The sequence below is a fragment of the Paenibacillus doosanensis genome (assembly GCF_025060755.1).
GTDB classification, from domain to species: Bacteria; Bacillota; Bacilli; order Paenibacillales; family NBRC-103111; genus Paenibacillus_S; species Paenibacillus_S doosanensis.
Genome location: NZ_JANYUY010000014.1, coordinates 61,617 through 82,021 on the forward strand (window position 1 = coordinate 61,617; position 20,405 = coordinate 82,021).

At 55.5% G+C, this 20,405-nt stretch carries 14 protein-coding genes; 10 read left to right on the forward strand and 4 right to left on the reverse strand.

What is annotated here, in order from left to right:
• Nucleotides 1-124: 124 nt before the first annotated feature.
• Both N0M98_RS12535 and N0M98_RS12540 read right to left on the reverse strand, forming a co-directional pair.
• Nucleotides 125-1,744, reverse strand: coding sequence for an NAD(P)H-hydrate dehydratase (locus N0M98_RS12535; RefSeq protein ID WP_249861269.1), 1,620 nt, complete (start codon nucleotides 1,742-1,744; stop codon nucleotides 125-127).
• A gap of 56 nt (nucleotides 1,745-1,800) precedes the next feature.
• Nucleotides 1,801-2,538 (reverse strand): phosphotransferase family protein, encoded by a 738-nt coding sequence (locus tag N0M98_RS12540; protein WP_310943616.1) that lies wholly within the window; start codon nucleotides 2,536-2,538, stop codon nucleotides 1,801-1,803.
• A gap of 1,141 nt (nucleotides 2,539-3,679) precedes the next feature.
• Between N0M98_RS12540 and N0M98_RS12545 the strand changes: the two genes are divergently transcribed.
• The 4 genes from N0M98_RS12545 (at nucleotide 3,680) to N0M98_RS12560 (ending at nucleotide 8,722) form a co-directional block, all read left to right on the forward strand.
• Entirely contained in the window at nucleotides 3,680-4,945 is a 1,266-nt protein-coding gene (locus N0M98_RS12545; protein ID WP_249861270.1) for a class I SAM-dependent methyltransferase, read from the forward strand.
• A gap of 4 nt (nucleotides 4,946-4,949) precedes the next feature.
• The gene (locus tag N0M98_RS12550; RefSeq protein ID WP_259618075.1) at nucleotides 4,950-7,538 is read left to right on the forward strand and encodes a metallophosphoesterase; all 2,589 of its coding nucleotides are present in this window, start codon (nucleotides 4,950-4,952) and stop codon (nucleotides 7,536-7,538) included.
• A gap of 202 nt (nucleotides 7,539-7,740) precedes the next feature.
• On the forward strand, nucleotides 7,741-8,088 hold the full coding sequence (locus tag N0M98_RS12555; protein ID WP_375295479.1) for an ester cyclase: 348 nt from the start codon (nucleotides 7,741-7,743) through the stop codon (nucleotides 8,086-8,088).
• Nucleotides 8,089-8,293: 205 nt separating this feature from the next.
• Nucleotides 8,294-8,722: an ester cyclase gene (locus N0M98_RS12560; RefSeq protein ID WP_249861273.1), complete on the forward strand. Its 429-nt coding sequence runs from the start codon at nucleotides 8,294-8,296 to the stop codon at nucleotides 8,720-8,722.
• A gap of 55 nt (nucleotides 8,723-8,777) precedes the next feature.
• Here N0M98_RS12560 and N0M98_RS12565 read toward each other — a convergent pair whose 3' ends face one another.
• Nucleotides 8,778-9,101, reverse strand: a complete 324-nt coding sequence (locus tag N0M98_RS12565; protein ID WP_375295480.1) for an ArsR/SmtB family transcription factor — start codon at nucleotides 9,099-9,101, stop codon at nucleotides 8,778-8,780.
• Between the two features lie 395 nt (nucleotides 9,102-9,496).
• Here N0M98_RS12565 and N0M98_RS12570 point away from each other — a divergent pair, with 395 nt between their 5' ends.
• From N0M98_RS12570 to N0M98_RS12595, 6 genes are all read left to right on the forward strand, one after another.
• Complete coding sequence (locus tag N0M98_RS12570) at nucleotides 9,497-9,856, forward strand: DUF3870 domain-containing protein (RefSeq protein ID WP_249861274.1); 360 nt, start codon at nucleotides 9,497-9,499, stop codon at nucleotides 9,854-9,856.
• Nucleotides 9,857-9,990: 134 nt separating this feature from the next.
• Nucleotides 9,991-10,815: a D-aminopeptidase DppA gene (gene dppA, locus N0M98_RS12575; protein ID WP_259618076.1), complete on the forward strand. Its 825-nt coding sequence runs from the start codon at nucleotides 9,991-9,993 to the stop codon at nucleotides 10,813-10,815.
• A 138-nt stretch (nucleotides 10,816-10,953) separates the two neighbouring features.
• Nucleotides 10,954-11,886, forward strand: coding sequence for a S66 peptidase family protein (locus N0M98_RS12580; protein WP_259618077.1), 933 nt, complete (start codon nucleotides 10,954-10,956; stop codon nucleotides 11,884-11,886).
• 13 nt (nucleotides 11,887-11,899) lie between these two features.
• Complete coding sequence (locus tag N0M98_RS12585) at nucleotides 11,900-13,003, forward strand: dipeptide epimerase (protein ID WP_249861276.1); 1,104 nt, start codon at nucleotides 11,900-11,902, stop codon at nucleotides 13,001-13,003.
• Nucleotides 13,000-13,935, forward strand: a complete 936-nt coding sequence (locus N0M98_RS12590; RefSeq protein WP_259618078.1) for a C40 family peptidase — start codon at nucleotides 13,000-13,002, stop codon at nucleotides 13,933-13,935. Before N0M98_RS12585 ends, N0M98_RS12590 begins: the two co-directional genes overlap by 4 nt.
• A 350-nt stretch (nucleotides 13,936-14,285) precedes the next feature.
• Nucleotides 14,286-19,958 (forward strand): right-handed parallel beta-helix repeat-containing protein, encoded by a 5,673-nt coding sequence (locus N0M98_RS12595; RefSeq protein WP_259618079.1) that lies wholly within the window; start codon nucleotides 14,286-14,288, stop codon nucleotides 19,956-19,958.
• Nucleotides 19,959-20,038: 80 nt separating this feature from the next.
• On the opposite strand, the gene N0M98_RS12600 is transcribed toward N0M98_RS12595, so the two are convergent.
• On the reverse strand, nucleotides 20,039-20,365 hold the full coding sequence (locus N0M98_RS12600) for a hypothetical protein (protein WP_259618080.1): 327 nt from the start codon (nucleotides 20,363-20,365) through the stop codon (nucleotides 20,039-20,041).
• Between the last annotated feature and the right edge of the window lie 40 nt (nucleotides 20,366-20,405).

The following is a 20,405-nucleotide window of genomic DNA, read 5'->3' on the forward strand; positions in this document are numbered from 1 at the left end:
GGCTGCGGTTACCCATGGCCGCATGCGGAGAAAGCGATGGCATCGGCGAGCGGACGCAGAAGGGCGCGCGTCCCGGACCGCCGCCGTCCGATCATCGGCCGTTCTCCGCAGTACAGGACTTGCCTTATAGCATGTCCGCGATGTCGCCGGCGAGCATCGAGCCCGTGGAGCGACGCTGCGCCTGCGCCCGGTCTCCTGCGGCGCCGTGGAGATAGACGCCGAGCCCGGCCGCCTGCTCCGCCGTAAAGCCTTGCGCCAGCAAGCTCGCAATGATGCCTGCCAGCACGTCTCCCGAGCCGCCCGTCGCCATTCCGGGATTGCCGTTCACGTTAATATAGACCGAGCCGGCGGCGGTTGCGACGACCGTGCGAGCGCCCTTCAGCACGAGCGTCACCCCGTGCTTCATCGCATAGCGGCGGGCGAGACCGATCCGGTCGTGCTGCACCTCAGGCGTGCTAACGCCGGCGAGCCGCGCCATTTCGCCGGGATGCGGCGTAAGCACCGTCGGCGACGGACGTCTCGGCCAAGCGGCGAAGTTCTGCGCATCCGCCAGCATATTCAACGCGTCCGCGTCGATAACGAGCGGCGACGCGACGGACTCCCATGCCGCGCGCAGCCAGGCGCTGTCGCCCGGAAAGCGGCCCATGCCGGGGCCGATCAGCATGGCCTGTTTGCCTTCGGCGAGGGAGAGCAGCGCTTGCTCCGCTGCGCCGATCGTTCTCTCGGACGGCCCGGCGTCGCTTCCGTCATGTGAGGCGGCCGGGGCAGTAGTGCCTTCTCCCAGCGAGCCCCATTCTCCCGTACCTCCGTCGGGCACGGCGGCCAACATCAGCTCGGGAATCTGCCCGATGAGCGAATCCAGCAGCCGGTCGGGCACCGCCAGGGTGACCAGGCCGCAGCCGGCGCGCAGCGCGGATTTGGCGCTGAGCAGGGCCGCGCCGCTCATACGGCGCGAGCCTGCGGCGATCAGCGCATGCCCGTAGGTCCCTTTATGCGTATTCTGCCGGCGCGGCATGGCGGGATCGACGCCAAGGATACGCCGCAATACGCTCTCGTTCAGCACGTACGTTTGCACGCCGAGCTCGTCGGCGAGCTTCGCGGGAATGCCGATGGGCGCGCAAACGACTTGGCCCGCGTAATCCGCGCCGGGGTACTGCATCAGCCCGCGCTTGAGAAACGCGAGAGCGACGGTTAGCTTGGCCCGGATGCACGGCTCATGGACGGCGCCGGTGTCGGCGTCAAGCCCGCTCGGCAGATCGACGGCGACGATCGGCAGACCGGAGGCGTTAGCCTCCCGGATGAGCGCCGCGTACGGCCCGCGCGGAGCGCCCGCCGCGCCTACGCCGAGCAGCGCGTCGACGATGCCGTCATACGCCCGCCAGTCGAGCGGTTCCGCGCCGTATACCCGAGCGGGTATCCCCAGGCGCTCGATAATGCGGCGCTGCGCGACGGCATCCGCCGAAGCCATCCGTTCGGGCGCTTCGGCGTAAACCACCTCCGCCTCGAAGCCGGCTTCGAGCAGATGGCGGGCGATCACCAGACCGTCGCCGCCGTTATTGCCTTTTCCGGCCAAGATGACCCAGCGGGCGGGGCCGTCTGCGGAGACCGTCCGGCTAAACAGCGTTTCAATGCGACGCGCAACCTCCCGTCCCGCATTTTCCATCAGCACATTGGCCGGAATACCGATAGTCTCTATCGTGTACCGGTCCAGATTCCGCATCTCATCGGAGTTTACGACATACATTGCTGTTCATCTCCTTGCAGGTGATAGGTTTATTTTAGGGACGGCTTGCCCGCGGGTTAGAAAAATTCATAAAGCCCGTTTTCAAAATATCGATATTCCCGCTCGCTTATGATCTTTCTTCCGTACCCTTCGAAGAAAGCTTCTCTCTCCGCATCCGTTTCCATAGCGCCGGGCTTCGGACGAACGGCCAAAGATACGTCATATCTCGGGTCGCCGAACGCCCCGCCGCTCCAGTCAATAATCCCCGTTATGCTTCCGTCATGAACCAGCGCGTTATCGAGGGTGAAATCGCCGTGAATTAGCGTGTTTTCGATGGGCGCAGGCTTGCTTCTCTTCAATAATTCCAGCAGCTCCGCCGTTCCGTCGGTAGCGTAACGGGCAAGGTTGAACTCCGCCTTGCGCAGCATGTCGTCCAGCCAATCGGCATCGCCCACGAGTGCTTCGGGGCAGAGAGCCGCATGAATTTGCGCCAAACTTGCGCCGAAACGGAAGATCAACTCCTGCTTCTTGTCCGCACTGTTCTCCTTGGTCAATGCCTCTCTTAACGTTTCGCCTTCAAAACATTGCAGCAAAGCCCACGACTGGTTCTCCTCTTTTTGTTCGACGAACCGGTATACGCGGGGAACGGGCAGCGCGGCACCGCTGTGCAAACAGGACAGGACGCCGACTTCCCTGGATAACCAGGCGCAGTATTGCTCGCCTTTGGCTCTTTTGAGCACGAAGCGGCCGTGCGCGCATTCGATGATGCCTACATCTGACGTATGACCCTGGCGCGGAAAACGAATGCTTTTCACCGTTCCTGAATGCTCGATGATTTCCCGGGGAATTTCGCGTAAAAGGATGGGGGGCAAGGCGATCACCTCGGCGTTTTTTTCCTAATTTTAGCATGTTTGCCGCTTTTATTGAACCAAGCTTTTGGCGCCGGTATTGGAAGCGTAGAGCGGGCCGCTATGCTTCACCGTATCTCGGAATAAAGCAGTGATAAGGCAGATGGAGCAAGCGAGAACAGTCTGGAGAAGTAGCGTTCGTCTTTGAAATTGGATTCTCTCTATAAAAAAGCGAAAAAACAATCCAAAGCATCCGATTTCTCAATAGCAATTGGAAGATGCCCTTGCTTGCGCAGCGGGCGTTTTTAACTTCGCTTTCAAACACTGCTCCTCCGAGCATCGTTCTCAGGAGCGGGTAAACGCTCGAACGGCCTGGAAGGGAGATGCAGAAGGTGTAGCCTCCGGAACCGAGCATCGAATCGTTTCTAAGTCTAACGGACACCGGGGAGCTTATGTCGGCACAAACAGACGTTTTTTAAACGTAGCGGACGTCATGGCGCTTACTTAGCTGCGAATGGCTTTCAACGGAGGCTTTGTCAACAAATAGCTGCATCTGTGTCCGTTAGAAATCCCAGAAGGCCGATAGGGTTTATATAACGGCCACTGTGTCCGTTGCGAATATGCTGCGTTAGCGCTCGCTTTTGCAGTGGATTTTCCGTGCTATAGAAGGGGCGCCTACTGTGCGCATGCGAAAGCATCTTTCGATCGCTGCCCGCCCCGAATTTCTTGAATAATTGGCCCTTGAATGGGTTTGTGAATCGGTAGCAAAGACGAACGCTGGCACTTCTCCAGATTCAAATGGCCGGAGAGCCGATAGAGAGTTGGAACAGCGTTAGCGCTTGCCTTTACAGCGGATTTTCCCCGCTTGAGGGGGGTTCAACATGAAAGAACCCGGCTGCAACAGCGAGTGAAGCCTCTATCGACCGCAGGCCACGAATCAATCACCGAATGGATCTACAAAAGTCAATCCGCCGGACAGACTCATATAAGCCCGCCGATAAAGTGAGCGACGATTTCGTTATCGTAATACTTTCACCCTGTTCGCGAAGCCGGATTCGCGCGATGATAAGGCTATCTATTACAAGCACCGGCCAAGGAGAGGTGAACGATGGCTATAGTTCAATTGAAATCGACGAACCCCGAATTTTCTTTTATCATCAAAAAAAATCCGCAGTCGGGCATGCAGCTCCGCTCCGTACGCAAAGGGCTGGCCTACGGCTGGTATACGGACCCGTCCGCGTACAACGTCTATTTCAAGGATGCGGATAACGACATTTCCTATAAGCAGGATGCAGGCGAGCAATTCGAATATTTGAATGTGTCTCGCTACAACACGCCGCTTTTTCCGCTCAATGCGATCGGGGATTTTTTCTCCGCTCCGCTGAAAACCCAAGATCCGCGGGATACGGAAGGGTATGAGCATACGTTTTGGATCAATATGATTCATATTCCGTTAGCCCGCTATGTCGGCTTCTTCGACAAGCATTTTCCCGAACTGACTTTCGAGCTTCGGCATCATGCCCATCACAGCTATTCGCTTGCCGTCACAACCCGGCACAGCCTCTACCGGCTGCTTCACGCCGTCAGCGCATTATGTTTGTTTCTGGCGATGTTCGGCGAGGAGCAGCTCGATATTACGGAAGATATTCTGGACAAATACGTCCGCAGCATCCAGGTGATCGACGCTCCGTTCTATATCCGCAGTTTGTTCGCGCGCCATTTCCTGTCTTCGAAAGACCGCTTCAAGAAATATAGGGCGATGCTTGAGGACACCGGCCGCTACGCCATTCAACTTGATTTCGGCGGGACGGCGCATCAGCGGAGGCGTCATATCGGCAGCAGGCTTGCGTTCGACAAGTCGATTCTGGACATCGGCTGCGGGGAAGGCTTCTATGCCTCCGCATTCGCGGGCAAAACGAACGGCAGCTACTATGCCGTAGACATTAACGAAGAGGCGGTTGCCGCCGTCAACCGTAAAGCGCAGGCCAAGGAGCTCGACAATATCGTCACCTTCGGCTCGATAGAGCAGTTTCTCGAAACCTACAACGGCGAAGAGGTCGATATCATTGTGACCGAAGTCGTGGAGCATATGAGCGAGGAGGAAGCGGCCGCATTGATCCGCCTGATCGGCGAGCGCATCCGGTTCGGACAATGCATCATTACGACGCCGAACGCGGAATTCAACCGCTACTATGAATTGTCCGGGTTCCGCCATGAAGATCATAAGTGGGAGATGAGCCGGGAGCAGTTCAGCCGGTGGCTGTCGGAAGCCGCCGCGGGGCTCGATCTTGAATGCGAATGGATGGCGATAGGCGATCGGGTGAACGATGTGCCGACGACGCAGGGCGCGATTTTGAAGAAAAAGGAGGGGTAAGCTTATGGAGATGCGTACCCGTGTGCATACGATATTTATGTTGATCGGTTCTACGGAATGCGGCAAGACGACCTTCGCCAACGAAGTGCTGATGCCCGGGCTGAAGCGGGCTGCGGGAGAGACGCCGGGCAGAAGGCTGAACGTGCAGTATTTATCGTCCGACGATATTCGACAGGAGCTGCTCGGCTATGACTACGATAAGTACGATCAGGTGATGTTGGAGGCGAGCGAGCAGGCTTTCCGGCTGCTATTCGAAAAGCTGAAGCTGGTGACTTCCTTTCCGGTATCGGCCGAATTCGTTGTTATCGATACGACCGGTTTGTCCGAGGATTTCCGGGCTCAGGTGCGGGCCGTCGCGCGGGATCGGCAGTACCGCCTGGAGGCGGTCGTGTTCGACTATCGGCAAAGATCCGATTATTACGCTTCGGAACGGTCGAAAAAGCTGATCTCCCAGCATATTGCAAGGCTGAAGCGGGAAGTGCTGGGAGCGCTGGCGCGCGAAGGCTACGATCAGGTGCATAAAATCCGCTGCAAAGATTTTTACTCGCCGGAAGAGAAGACGCCGAATGCCGCATATACGGTCGTTATCGACAATTGGGACGATTACGCGGCGACGATGCTCCCTCCGGATCAGAAATATATCGTCGTCGGCGACGTTCACGAATGCCTGAGCGATTTGAAGGGTCTTTTGCAAAGCTGCGGCTACAAGCTGGAGGACGGGCGGCTTGCGGCGACGGACAAAACGGCCGGCACCAAGATCATTTTGGCGGGAGACTGGATTGACAAGGGCGGCCATACGCGGGAAACGGTGGAATTTTTGTATGATAACCGCGAGCATTTTTTGTTTGTTAAAGGCAATCACGAGCATTTCGTCGATAAGTATACGAGGGGCGATATTCAGGGAGCCGATCCCGAATTGCTGGATTCCTATTTCGGCTCGACTCGGGTGCTGCTGCAGGATGAGGAGCTGCTGGGCAAATTCCGCTCGCTGGTCGCGCTGTCCCGGCCGTTTTATTGGCGGAGCGGGGGGCAGGGCCCGTCATTTTACGTCACTCATGCGCCCTGCCGCAGCAAGTACATCGGCAAGCTGGACGCCGACTCCTTGCGCCATCAGCGAAACCTGCGCATCGACCGCGAAGCGCCGCTGGAGGAGCAGCTCGCTTTTCTCAAGGAAGAGGCGGTGGTCAACCATCCGTATCATTTATTCGGCCATATCGCGGCCAAGCGGCCGGCACGCATTCTGAACAAGCTTCATATCGATACCGGCGCTGTGCACGGCAATATGCTGACGTCGGTCAGTATGGCGCATCGGCCGTTCTATAAATCTCATCCGTCCGGGCAGACCGTGCTGGACGAACCGCTACAGGAGCTTTTCCCGGCAACGAGGTCCGTTTCGCTTCAAGACTTGGAGGAGGAGGATCTGCGGCGGCTGCGCTACTGCTCCCGCAACAAAATCAATTTTATATCCGGCACGATGTCGCCTGCGGATAAGGACGAGGCGGCGCAGGAGCTGGAGTCGCTGAAGCGCGGCTTAAGCTATTTTGCCGGACGCGGCGTTCGCGAGGTCGTGCTGCAGCCCAAATATATGGGCTCCCGCTGCAATATTTATTTGCATCGAGACGCGGAGCAATGCTTCGCCGTCAGCCGCAACGGGTACAAGATCGCACGGCTCGATCTGTCCGCCGTCTTCGGGAAGCTGCTGGGCAAATTCGGCGCTTATATAGAACGGAACCGGATCGCGATGCTCCTTCTGGACGGAGAGCTGATGCCCTGGAAAGCGCTCGGCGACGGGTTGATTCAGAAGCAATTTATGCCTATCGGCAAAGCGCTGGAGAGCGAATTCGCCTTTCTCCGGCAGAACGGATTCGAGGCGGCTTGGGAGGAGCTGCTCGCCCAATACGATGCAAGCGGCTTTGAGCAGGATCAATTCCATCTGTCCAAAAAAGCGCTGAACGACAAATACGGGAACGCGGCGTATCATAATTACAAATACGTCCGCGAAGCTGCCGCCGCGCACGTCCCGCTGCAGGAGCATATCGACGCTTATCAGGTGTACAAAAAGCAGCTGGAGCTGTATGCCGGGGACGGCGAGCCGGAATTCAAGCCGTTTGCGCTGCTGAAGACGGTGTACGAGAACGGGGAGGAGCGCCTGCCTGAAGGATCGACGTCGGAGCTGTACCGCTTCGTATCGGATGACGATTATCTGCTGCTGGATCTGGCCGATCCCGAATGCTTCGCCCGAGCCGAGGCGTACTTTGCCCGTCTGACCGTCGCCAATCATATGGAGGGCGTCGTCATCAAGCCGGAACGGCCGGACGATACCGCCGTTCCTTATATGAAGGTGCGCAACCCGGAGTACTTGTCGATCATTTACGGCTACGATTACCGCTTCGCGCACAAATACAAGAAGCTGATCAAGCAGAAGAACATCGCGCCGAAGCTGCGTACGTCGCTGAACGAGTACCGGCTGGGGCAGGCGATGCTGGCGATCCCGTTCGACGCGATCGATGCGGACAACGAAGATTACCGGAACGCCGCCGCGAACTTGCTGTTCGAGACGGCGAAGGAGAAGGAGATAGACCCGCGGCTGTGAGGCGGCTCCATCAGAGATACCGCTGTAGAGCGGCTCGTTGTGGATCGATGAAGGTTTTTCGAACAAGCGCAAACAGGCCGGAGCTTGGCAATCAAGCTTCGGCCTGTTTGTGCTGTTCTCATGGCTGAACGGGGGTGGAGATGGTATCGGGCGGATCGCGAGAATCACATTCGCCAATCGGCAAAAAGGAGATGTTGAAGCCATGTCATCGATAGAGCAAAAAAATACGGAAACGGCGGCCGCGCTAATCGGAGAGCTGATCCGCAAGGGCGTTTTGGAGCGGACGGATCAGTTTTTCTCCGGGCAACTTTGCGAGGCTTTTACAGAGCGCAGCTACGATATCGAAGAGACGCTGGCGCAAGGCGATAAGGTCGTAGCCCGAGTCGTCATTACAGCGGCGCACAGCGGAATGTTTGCGGGAGCGGCGCCTACGGGCAGGCGGGTGAAGATCACCCAGTTCCATGAATTTCGGATCGTGAGCGGCAACATAGAGGAACATCGCGGCTGGTTCGATACCGGGACGCTGCTGCCGCAGCTGCAGGCTAAGTAAAGGCTGTTATCTATAAAGCATGGTGAACAAAGAGCGGAGGGCCCATTTTGAATCTGGAAAGGCGTAGCGTTCTCCTAAGAAAAACGGATTTTCTCCTTGAAAAAAGGAAACAACTACCCAAAAATCCAATTTCGACAGCAAAAACAACCCGGGCTGCGGCGTCATAGAGCCGATCCGGCGCATCATATCCGAAGGAGATGAACGTATGATGAAATCGATAGAGCAGCAAAATACGGAAACGGTAGCCGCGTTTATCGAGGCGTTTTGGAATGAGAGCCGTTTTGATTGTATGGATCGGTATTTGTCGCCGGATTACCAAGAGCATTCGTATCAATTGCGGGACGGCTTGAAGCAGTTTGCGGGCAAAATATTGGAGGCTTTTCCGGACAACGCCGTAGAGGAAAGCATAGCCCAAGAGGAGCAAGTTCTCGTCAGAATGACGGTGAAAGGCACGCATCAAGGGATGTTTTTTGGAACGGAGCCGACGGGGCGGACGATCGATGTCACGCTGTATCGCCAATACCGGGTTACCGGCGGCAAGATCGCCGAGCATCGCGGGCTGGATCGATATGGTGACGATGTGGAGCCAAATCCGCGGGGCTGTTTAGCAGTTCCGTTCCACTGCAGAACATAGCTGAGCGCAGCGAAGCCGGGCATCGTCCTCTCGAATAAGGGAGGGATGCCCGGCTTTATTCTTCTTCTTGCAGCAGCTGGTTTAATAGAGACATTCTCTCGGTCCAGAACTTCCTGTAAAACGATACCCAATCCTCAACTTCTCTTAACGGCGCCGCATGGAGACGATATCTCGTTTCTCTCCCGGCTTTTCGGCTGGTGACAAGTCCGGCATCCTTAAGAATGGTCAAATGCTTGGATACAGCCGTGCGGCCCATTTGAAAATGAGCGGTTAATTCGTTGAGAGGCAGCTCCTCTGCTCCCGCGAGCAGACGCAGCAGGGCGCGCCGGGTTGGATCGGCTATGGCAGAATAGACATCCCTCGATTGATCGTCTTCCATCGTCATTCTCTCCACTGAGCATTGTTGTTAAGTCACTAGAAGGTATTCTTTTTATATTAAGTAGCAATGGGTATCATGTCAAGTGCGAAAATGTAATTTTTAACCATATTGGAAACTATTAGTCCACGGTGAAGCGTTGGAGAACCAATTCTCCTCGTGCCGCGCTCTCCGTCCCTGAAGCAGAGTGGGGATGAGGGTGTTTGCTTCGTATCGCGCCGTGGTCCCCTGGACCGCAAAATCGCATTTTAAAAGGAGATTCGGTATTTACAAACTTGTCGAACGGGTGTTAGACTTTATGTACACCGTTAGCGTTTCAATCCCCGCCGGTCGTAGGAAGCGCCCCTTCCCACATCCCGTGCAGGGAGCAGGCGAAATGCTAATAAGGAGCTGGTCTTGTGCGGTATGACAAAGATACGGTCTATATTATCGGGGATGCCCAGGTTTCGGTGAACAATCCGATTACACAGCAGTTCAACGCCTTTTTTATCGGCTTGGTCGTCGATACGACGAATCATAAGATCGTCGATGCCGGCTGTTCGTCGATGATTCCGTTGACCTCGGAATTTGTCCGCTCGCTTTTGATCGGGCAGAATATGCTGCAGCTGGAGACTGCATCCGATGAAATTCGCCGCAGATATCACGGATCTTCGCAGAAGGCGCTGATCGTAGCGTTTAAGGATGCCCAGAAAAAATATAAATCGGCGCTTCAAGGTCGAGAAGAGACGAAGCTTTCGTCTTCCGGCCCGACAGTGTAGGCTGCTTTATTTACTACTTCATTCGTAAATAAAACCCAGCAGACGGTAGATTAGGACGATACAAGTTCTGACGCTGTTTGCTGGGTTTTTCTCTTTGTCATTTTTTACTATTCGCAGGGGAGGTTAGCCAAGCGATGAAACTGTATATATCCGTCGATATGGAAGGGATCACCGGGCTCGTCGATCCGACGTTCGTCGATTCCAGGCAGTACAATTATACCCGCGGGCAGCGCATCATGACGGAGGAGGCCAATCATGTCATCGAAGCCGCCTTCGGCGAAGGCTGCAGCGAAGTTGTCGTGAACGACAGCCATTCCAAAATGAACAATTTGCTGATCGAAAAGCTGCACCCCGAGACTCAGCTGATTACGGGCGACGTGAAGCCGCTTTCCATGGTCCAAGGCTTGGATTCCTCGTTCGCGGGCGCTGCGTTTCTCGGCTATCACACGCGGGCCGGGCGGAAAGGAGTGCTCAGCCATACGATGATCTTCGGCGTGCGCAATATGTACATTAACGGCCTTGAGGTCGGCGAGCTCGGGTTCAATGCGATGGTGGCGGGGTATTACGGCGTTCCGGTACTGCTTGTCGCCGGTGACGACGAGACGGCGCTCGAAGCGGAGGCGCTGATCCCGGGGGTGACGACCGCGGTCGTGAAGAAACGTGTCTCGCGCACGGCTGCGCTCAGCCTGACGCCGGAGAAGAGCGGCGAGCTGCTGCGGCAGAAAACCCGCGAGGCGCTGGCCGGCCATAGCCGCGTGAAGCCGCTTATCCCTCCGGAGAAGCCAGTGCTGTCCGTCGAATTTGCCAACTACGGGCAGGCTGAGTGGGCGCATCTGATCCCCGGGACGTCGATTGATGGAGGCAGTCCTGTGGTCACTTTTCAAGCCAAGGACATCTTGGAGGCTTACCGGGCGATGATAGCTATGACCGAATTGGCGATGAAAGCTGCATTTAGTTAGGAGAAGAGACGCAATTTATGTTAAAACGGCCTCCGGCGCATATAATGAACCGGATCAAGCGTGAGCAGCCCGATGGAGGACGAACGTCAGGCAAGCTGCAAGTGCGGCGGGCGGCAGACGAAAGGAGAGAACGGCGTCATGAAGAAACCGGTTAGGCCCGGGGCGCTAAGCCCTGGGGATACGGTAGGCATTACGGCTCCTGCGAGCTGGGGCGACAGGCAGCGGATGGAAGAGTCGGCGCGTTATTTGGAACGGCTCGGTCTGCGCGTGCGGATGGGGGAGACGCTTGTGAAGCGGCACGGTTATTTGGCGGGAACCGACGAAGAGCGGGCGCGCGAGCTAAACGGCATGTTCGCCGACCCGGAGATCAAGGCGATCCTCTGCGCGCGGGGCGGTTACGGCACGGGAAGAATCGCCGATCTGCTCGATTACGGTTTGATCAGGGCGAATCCGAAGGTGTTCTGGGGATATAGCGATATTACATTTTTGCATATGGCCATGCTGCGCTATGCGGAGCTGGTGACGTTCCACGGCCCGATGCTGATCGATTTGGAGGAAGAGGAGCCCGACCCGTTAACTTTGCAAAATTACGAAACGTTGTTGAACCCGTCCGCGCTTCGTTATACGGAGGAGATTTCTCCGTTACATACGCTGGTCGAAGGGGAAGCGGCGGGCCAGCTGGTCGGAGGCAATCTGTCGCTGTTGGTCAGCACGCTCGGGACGCCTTATGAGGTCGGCACGAAGGGGCGCCTCCTGTTCATCGAGGAGATCGACGAGGAGCCTTACCGAGTCGACCGGATGCTGAATCAGCTGCGGCTGGCAGGCAAGTTCAGCGATGCGGAGGGCATCCTCATCTGCGATTTCAACAACTGCGAACCGAACAAGCGCAAGCAGTCGCTTACGCTGGAGCAAGTGTTCGGCGATTATATCGTTCCGGCGGGCAAACCGGCGATGTCGGGATTCAAGATCGGCCACTGCTCCCCGAATATTGCCGTTCCTATCGGCATTGAAGCCAGAATGAGCACCTCAGATAAAGTATTGGAATGTATCGAACCCGGTGTAAGGGGATAAGGAGGCAGCAGCCATGTTTATTCAATCCATAGAAGTGATGAGACAATCGACCCCGCTCAAAAAGCCGTTCAAGACCGCTCTGCGCACCGTGCATCACGCGGAATCCGTTCTTGTGCGCATCCAGTCGGACGACGGCCGAGTCGGCTGGGGAGAAGCACCTGCGACCATCGTCATAACGGGAGACAGCCTGGACAGCATTCAATCGGCCGTGGAGAACGTATTCGCTCCTTTGCTGGTCGGACGCAGCCTGCTTGCCTACGAGCAAATACTGCAGACGATTCATCATGCGATGGTCGGCAGCAGCAGCGCCAAGGCGGCGGTCGACATGGCCGTCTACGATTTGGTCGCACAGCACTGCGGTTTGCCGCTCTATCAATTCCTCGGCGGTTATAGGGACCAGATCGAAACGGATTTTACTGTCAGCGTCAATTCGCCCCAGGAAATGGGAGAGGATGCGGTACGTTACGTGCAGGAAGGGTTTAACGTGCTGAAAATTAAGGTAGGCAAAGACGATATTCAGGAAGATCTCGCACGGATCAAGGAGGTTCGAGACCGCGTCGGCAGCGGCATTCGGCTGCGGGTTGATGCGAATCAGGGCTGGCTGGCCAAGGACGCCATCCGGGCTATCCGCCGTATGGAAGACTGGGGGCTGGACATCGAACTTGTGGAGCAGCCCGTCAAAGCTCACGACATCGACGGACTGAAGGCTGTTACCGACGCTGTAGAGACGCCGGTGATGGCCGACGAGAGCGTGTTCTCGCCTGCGCAAGCTATCGAGGTGCTGCAGCGCCGCGCCGCGGATATGATCAATATTAAGCTGATGAAGGCCGGCGGGATCTACAAAGCGCAAACGATTAATCATATCGCCGAAGAATTCGGCGTGGAATGCATGGTCGGCAGCATGATCGAATCGCGCGTCGCCATTACGGCGGCGGCTCACCTGGCGGCCAGCAAGAAAAATATTACGCGATGCGACTTCGACGCCCCGCTCATGATGCTCAGCGATATTGTGGACGGGGGCGTGCGGTACGACGGCCGGGTTATGACGTTCCCGCAAGAAGCGGGTCTGGGCATCCGCAGCGTCGCTTATAATCAAAGCGTGGGGGTGGGGATATGAGCCAGGGCGAACGCAAAATTGTCGCCGTCTCCGTCGCTTGCGTATGGACGAAGCCGGATTCCTCCCGCCCCGTAGATGAGCCCGCGCTGCAGCGGCCGGCCGGGATCAGAGCGTGGCTGGACGCCATGACGCTGGAGGAGAAGCTCGATTTGTGCAACGGAAACCGGCTTCAGACGCAAGTCTTGTACGGAGCGGAGGTTATTGTTGCGGAGGTGTATGAAGAATGGGCGAAGATATTTATCCCCAGCCAAAGCACGCGCAAAGAGGCCGCGGGTTATCCGGGCTGGGTCCGCTCGGCCCAATTAGCCGATCCAGCGGCGGATTCGGGGCTTCTTCCGCGGGCCGATGTCGTCTCCGCCACCGCCTGGCTGCATACGGCCCCGGCTGCGGAGGCTCGCTCGCTGGAGCTGAGCTTTATGACGTCGCTTCCCGTTCTGGCGGAGGAGGCGTCCTGGGTGAAGGTGCGGACTCCGGACGGCATCGGTTATTTGCAAACCGGCGACGTGCGGATCACCGAATCGTCTCCGGCATCGGTTACCGCATCCTCGAACGGTCACGTTGGCGCCAGCATCCTCGAACAGGGGCGGCGTTTCCTGGGTCTTCCTTATCTGTGGGGAGGGCTGTCCTCCTTCGGATACGATTGCTCCGGTTTCGTATATTCCATGCACCGCTATGCGGGAATAACGATTCCCCGCGACGCCTCCGATCAGGCGCGGCACGGACTTTTGGTCGAGAAGGAGCGGCTCGAGCCCGGCGATCTGCTGTTCTTCGCATATGAGGAAGGGCGAGGGGCCGTCCATCATGTCGGCATGTATGCCGGAGACGGCCGAATGATTCATTCCCCGGAGACGGGCAAAACGATAGAAATTGTCGAATTAGGCGGCTATAAGCTGGCGCTTGAACATTGCGTTTCCAGAAGATATTGGAGTTAAACTTTTCCATACGGGCTATCTGCCGAAAGCAATCTTCTCCGTCGAGAGGGTTGTTTTTTTGTCGTAAAACCCCGGAGTATACGGGTTGCCAGGCTTTGGAACTGGTTAAATAAAGCTTATTGAGTGTTACGTTGGGCTGAAATACACTACAGGTAGCGCTGTCATTTCCTGTTGAGTCTGAAGTTTCAATCAGTTTAATAGGCAGTTTCAATAGGGTGATTAAACCTTCTTGCCGAATCAGAGGCGCTGGCGACTTGCGATGTGTAAATGCTTACATGGGGGAATGCGGATTTGGGAAAATACCGGGCAAGAGAAGTACTGACAAAAAACAAGGTAAGGAGAAATGCGGATTGAAACGACAACGATGGTTTTCATTGATGATGTCGCTTGTGCTGCTGCTATCATTGGTTCCGGCTCCGGCGTTTGCGGATTCGGGCGAATGGCAGTTCAATTTTTTCGGAGGAAATACGAGCAGCAGCAAAAATCCGAATCCGACGACCGATCCTGACGGATCTTTAATCATGTCGGCTAGCGGAGGCAAAATTTCCACCGGAGAAGAAGGGATATCCTTTTATTACCAAACATTATCTTTGCCCGAAGACGGTAACTTTGAGCTTCATGCGAAAGCCAAGGTGAACAGCTTCAATGCGGATGGACAAAATACGCCAGGGCAAAAATCGTTCGGTTTAATGATCAGAGGAAATATCGTGAACGGCGACACCCCCCAAACGTCCAATTATGTAGCCGTCGGCGGGTTTGGATCGACATCCAATTCGGCCAATACGATGCAGGCGTTTTACAAGCAGGGCGCTACTACAACTACATCAGGTACCGGTACTCAAACGAAACTGGCGATGCCGCAAGGCGTAAATCCTCCCGTTCCCGGCGAGGAATACGACCTAAGCATTAAGAAGATCGGCGATGCTTATGTGGTTTCGATTAACGGACAAAGTCAAACGATTGCTCCCGGCAGTTTGTTCAAGGATCAAATCTATGCCGGACTTTATGTATCGCGGGATGCGGTAATCGCTTTTAGCGACTATGAGCTTAAGGTGGATTCCAGAGCGCCGGAGAAGCTGCAGGTAAGCAGCTCCGCTATGAAGACGGATTATCTGGTCGGCGAGAGTCTTGATACGACTGGATTAAAGGTAACGGCCGTATATCCCGACAAAACGGAAGCGGTGCTGACCTCGGACGACTATGTCATCAGCGGGTTCGATAGCAGCAACGCGGGTACGAACACGCTCACGATTCATTTCAACGGCGCGACTGCGGAGATTGCGCTTCATGTGATCGCCCTTACGGTAACGGAGATGGATATTCAATACTATCCGGCTCAGACTGTCTACTACACGGGGGATACGTTCGATCCTTCGGGCTTTGAAGTGCTGGCGTCTTACTCTAACGGCAAAAAGGAGAAGCTCGAAGCGGACCAATACACCTTCTCCATTCCCGGTGCCGAAGCGACCGATGCGGGCTTTGTATTCAACAATCCCGGCACGTATACCGTTACGGTAAGCTCCGTGATAACTCCGGCGATGACGGCAAGCTTCGACGTTACGGTGAAGGATGCGAGCGTAACGGGGCTGGAGATTAAGCAGCTTCCTACGAAAACGGCATATTTTATCGGCGAAACATTGGATTTGGACGGGCTGGTCGTCTATGCCAAGTACAGCGATAACTCCTCGGTAAGATTGCTCAAAAACGAGTACACGGTAACCGGGCTGGACACAAGCTCGGCAGGCGAGAAGTATGTTACGCTAACTTATAAAGGAAAAACGGTCGACATTCCTCTTACAGTGAGAGTGAAGCAGCCGACGGGCATCGAAGTGACTCGCTACCCCAAAACCACTTATACCGTGGGCGAAGCGTTCGATGCTGCGGGACTGGAAGTATCCACGGTGTACGATAGCGGGGATAAAGAAGCTTTGAGCGGCGGGCAATACTCGGTCGACACAGCCGCTTATGACAGCAGCCGCGCAGGAACTTACGCGTTGTCGATTGTTCCGGCCGATACGGGCCTGGCCCCGATTTCTCTTAGCATTACGGTCAGAGAAGCGAAGGAATACGCATGGAAGAGCATCCGCTTCGGGCAATCCACGTCCGATGCGAAGAATACGGTTACGGTCAATCCGGACGGATCGGTGAAGCTGGAAGCCAAGGACGGCGGAGGCAAAGTAACCGGAGACCACGACGGTATCTCGTTCTATTACACGGAGCTGGACGCTTCCAAGGATAACTTCGTTTTATCCGCCGACATTACAGTGACGGAGTTTGCCAAAGACTCGTATGACGGCCAGGAGTCGTTCGGCATTATGGCCAGAGACGTCAACGGGACGGCCAAGGATTCGTCCGTCTTCGCCTCCAATATCGCTGCCGTAGGCGGCTTCAGCGGAGGAACGACCAAGCCGATCGGGACGCAGCTGTTCGTGAGAACCGGTGTAGCGAAGCCGGACGGCACGGGAAGCAAAGGCGTGCAGAGCATTATGCTCAAAAACGAGCGCCCTACGGCCAATAACACGTACCCTAAAGCCCCTTACCGGCTAACATTGTCCAAAACGAACAGCGGATATACAGGGAAGCTGAACGATGGGAACGAAGAGATTTTCTTTACACCGGATATTTTGAACGTCCAGGATTCCAAAATGTACGTAGGCTTCTTTACGGCGCGTCTTGCCACGATTGAAGTGAGCAATATCAGCTTGACGGTGACGGCGGCGGAGTCCGACGCGCCTAAGGTTGAGCCGAATCCTCAGCCGGCAACACCGACTTTCGATATCGTATCGCTGGATAAAACCTCCAACGCCGACTACGCGCTGCTGCTGAGTTCGAATGTCGACGGTACCGTGACAGTGAAGCAGGGACAGCAGGTTATTGCCCAAGATGCGGCAATTACGGGCGGTAAGACGCTTAAGATCCCGGCAACGCTCGCACGCAACAGCAATACGAATTTCAGCGTAACGTATTTGCCTAACGATACGGAGTATTTGACATCGTACGATAAGATCGTAAGAAACTTTACCGTAACGATGAAAACATATGCGGACAACGGCGATATCTACGTCACGCCTAACGGCTCCGACAGCGGACTGGGTACCGCGGAGAGCCCGCTCGATTTGGATACGGCGGTTCAATTCGTCAAACCGGGCCAGAAGATTATTCTGGCGGACGGCAGCTACGTTCGCAATGCGAAGCTTGAGATCAAGAAATACAACGACGGTACGGCCGAGGCGATGAAATATCTTGTTGCAGCACCCGGAGCCAAGCCTGTCATCGATTTCGACAAAAAATCCGAGGGCGTCGTGCTGAGCGGCAACTACTGGCATATCAAAGGCATCGATGTTGCCCGCTCGGCGGACAATACGAAGGGCTTCACCGTCGGCGGCAGCCACAACATCGTGGAAGGCAGCCGGTTCTATGAAAACGGCGATACCGGTCTGCAAATCAGCCGCACGGACAATTCCGACGATATCGCCGATTGGCCTTCTTATAACCTGATTCTTAACAGCGAATCGTTCGATAACCAAGATCCGTCCAATAATAATGCCGACGGTTTTGCCGCCAAATTAACGGCGGGCGTAGGCAATATTTTCCGCGGCTGCATTTCCCACAACAATATTGACGACGGTTGGGATTTGTATACCAAAGCAGGCTCCGGCGCTATCGGGCCGGTTACCATTGAGAACAGCATTGCGTACCATAACGGCACATTAACCAACGGTACGGTAGGCAGTGGCGACAAGAACGGATTTAAACTGGGCGGCGAAGGCATTCACGTTCCGCATTTGATCCGCAACAGCATCGCCTTCGGCAACGGCGCTTACGGGTTTACCAGCAACAGCAATCCGGGCGTCAAAGCGGAAAACAATATTTCTTTCAACAATGCGGGAGCGAATTTGAACTTCTCCACCTACACGGGGATTCAAACCGACTTTGAGATCAACGGTTTTGTTTCTTATCAGAAGGATTACACCAGCAAGGATAACTATCCGAAAGAACTGAACTCGGACAGCAACTATATGTTCAACGGCACCGTATCCGCGAATCAATCCGGGGTCGTGCTTACGGATGCGAATTTCGTCAGCTTGACGGAAGCCTTGCCTTATGAAAGAGACGCGGCAGGAAATATTATTTGGGGTGATTTCCTGAAATTCATCGCTCCGATTGTTCCGGCGGTTCCGGCGAATGTAAAAGCAACCGCCGGCGATGGCCAGGTGACTTTAAGCTGGAACACTGTAACGGGAGCTACTTATTATAACGTATACAGAAGCGACTTGGAGAACGGGACTTATGTCCAGGTAGGCTCCAGCGTAACCGACGCGACCTACGTAAACAATGGTTTGACCAACGGAACGACGTACTATTACCAAGTAACGGCGGTAAACCCAAGCGGAGAGAGCAAGCGCTCCGCAATCGTGAGCGCAACGCCGCAGCAATCGATTCTAGCGCCTGCAGCGCCGACGGGCTTGAAAGCGACGGGAGGATACTACTCGGTAAGCTTGTCGTGGACGGGGTCGGCAGGAGCAAGCGGTTATCATATTTACCAAAGCACGGCAGCCGACGGCGCGTTCTCGAAGGTAGCTTCCACCGTAACGGAAGCAGCGTATACCTTAACCGGTTTGAATGCCAAGACGGCCTACTATTACAAAGTAACGGCATGGAATGCCGCGGGCGAGAGCGATTATTCCGCTCCAGCAAGCGCAATTCCGTCCGGCTCCAATAATAGCGGCTCCCGCGGGGGCGGCGGGGGAGCCGGGGCTCCATCGACAGGCAACAGCGTGGAAACATCGGACGGCGGCACGAAAATTGTCGGTACGCCAGTGATCGAGACCGTTAACGGGAAGAGCGTCGCCACGGTCAAACTGGATGCGGCTGCGTTGACGAAGGCTCTGGAAGCCGTCAAGAACGAAGCGGCTCCAACCATTATCGTCGAAGTGAAAACGACGGAGTCCGTCTCCAGAGTGCAGATTCCTGCAGATGCATTGGCCCAAGCGGCCAAGACGGCTCCTAATGCGGTGCTGTCGATACAAACGGCAAACGCAACCTATGAATTGCCGCTGAAGGTACTGGATGCGGCCGAACTGGCTAAGCAGCTTGGAACGGAAGCGGAGAAAGTAACGATTAACGTCACGATTGAAAAAGTATCCGGCAGTGCGCTCAGCGAAATTACAGCTAAAGCGAAGGAAGCGGGAGTGACGCTGCTGTCCGCTCCTATCGAATTTACGATTACGGCGGAAGCCGGAAACCAAACGATTGCCGTCAGCGATTTCGGACGCACGTATGTGACAAGAACGATCGTTCTGACGCAGGCGCAAACGGGCGGGTTCGATGAAATTTCAGCGGTCATGTACAACCCGCAATCCGGGGAGTTCAGCTTCGTGCCTTCGGTCTTCAAGAACGCAGGAGGAGTGACGACGGCCGCTATCAAGCGGACGGGCAATAGCACGTATATGGTTGTTCAAGCAGCCAAAACCTTTGCCGATCTGAAAGGGCATTGGGCGCAAAAGGACGCCGAGCTGCTGGCATCCAAAGGATTGGTCAACGGCATGACGGCAACGACGTTTGCTCCGGATAACCGGATCACGCGTGCGGAATTCGCCGCGCTGCTGGTAAGAGCGGCAGGATTGACACCGCAGACGTCGTCTTCATTCTCCGATGTCAAAGCTTCCGACTGGTACGCAGGCGCTGTCGGCGCGGCTGCCAAGGCGGGATTGATCGACGGCTTCGAGAACGGAACGTTCCAGCCGAACGCAACGATTACCCGTGAACAAATGGCCGTCATGATCGACCGGACCCTCAAGTTCACAGGCAAACAAGGCAATACGAATACCGGCAAGCTTGCCGCATTCAAAGACAGCTCCACCATCTCGAGCTGGGCTCAAGATGCCGCAGCAGGAGCGGTCAATGCCGGAATCATTAACGGCTTGACCGACACCGAATTCGCGCCACGCGAGCAGGCTTCCCGCGCAGAAGCGGCCGTAATGCTCAAGCGGCTGCTGCAATTCGCGGAGCTGATGAACTAAGCGGATCGCCTTCCTGGCGAACAAGCGGCTAAGCAAATAAGAGTCTATCCCCCGAGAAAGAGGGATAGACTCTTTTGTTCTTAATAACAGAACCATTTCTTCCAAATGTCATACGATTCCTCAGGGGGGCAGTTGTCCTTATTTTTCTCGTACCAGTCCCGGAATTCATCTTCTTTTCCCCAATAATCATGGTATTCGTTATGCCCTTTGTTGCCGAAGATACGGGATAAGAAATCGTTGAACGACTGATTGATCTTGCTGTTGCTGTTATTATTGCTGTTCTTGTTGTTGTTGTAACTGTTGTTGTGGCCGCTGGAGTTGTAACCGTTTGAAGCGAAGGCGGAAGTCGGCAGTAACAGCGCGCTTACGACTAGAGCTGCGCATACTAATCTTTTGATAGGCGGCAAGGTGCGAAAGTCCTCCTTTGTTATGGGATTTAAGTAGGAA

Bases quoted from the DNA above. Each gene is read 5' to 3' on its own strand.
- N0M98_RS12535 (WP_249861269.1), bottom strand. From the start codon at position 1,744: ATGTATGTCGTAAACTCCGATGAGATGCGGAATCTGGACCGGTACACG.
- N0M98_RS12545 (WP_249861270.1), top strand. From the start codon at position 3,680: ATGGCTATAGTTCAATTGAAATCGACGAACCCCGAATTTTCTTTTATC.
- N0M98_RS12550 (WP_259618075.1), top strand. From the start codon at position 4,950: ATGGAGATGCGTACCCGTGTGCATACGATATTTATGTTGATCGGTTCT.
- N0M98_RS12555 (WP_375295479.1), top strand. From the start codon at position 7,741: ATGTCATCGATAGAGCAAAAAAATACGGAAACGGCGGCCGCGCTAATC.
- N0M98_RS12560 (WP_249861273.1), top strand. From the start codon at position 8,294: ATGATGAAATCGATAGAGCAGCAAAATACGGAAACGGTAGCCGCGTTT.
- N0M98_RS12565 (WP_375295480.1), bottom strand. From the start codon at position 9,101: ATGGAAGACGATCAATCGAGGGATGTCTATTCTGCCATAGCCGATCCA.
- dppA (WP_259618076.1), top strand. From the start codon at position 9,991: ATGAAACTGTATATATCCGTCGATATGGAAGGGATCACCGGGCTCGTC.
- N0M98_RS12580 (WP_259618077.1), top strand. From the start codon at position 10,954: ATGAAGAAACCGGTTAGGCCCGGGGCGCTAAGCCCTGGGGATACGGTA.
- N0M98_RS12585 (WP_249861276.1), top strand. From the start codon at position 11,900: ATGTTTATTCAATCCATAGAAGTGATGAGACAATCGACCCCGCTCAAA.
- N0M98_RS12590 (WP_259618078.1), top strand. From the start codon at position 13,000: ATGAGCCAGGGCGAACGCAAAATTGTCGCCGTCTCCGTCGCTTGCGTA.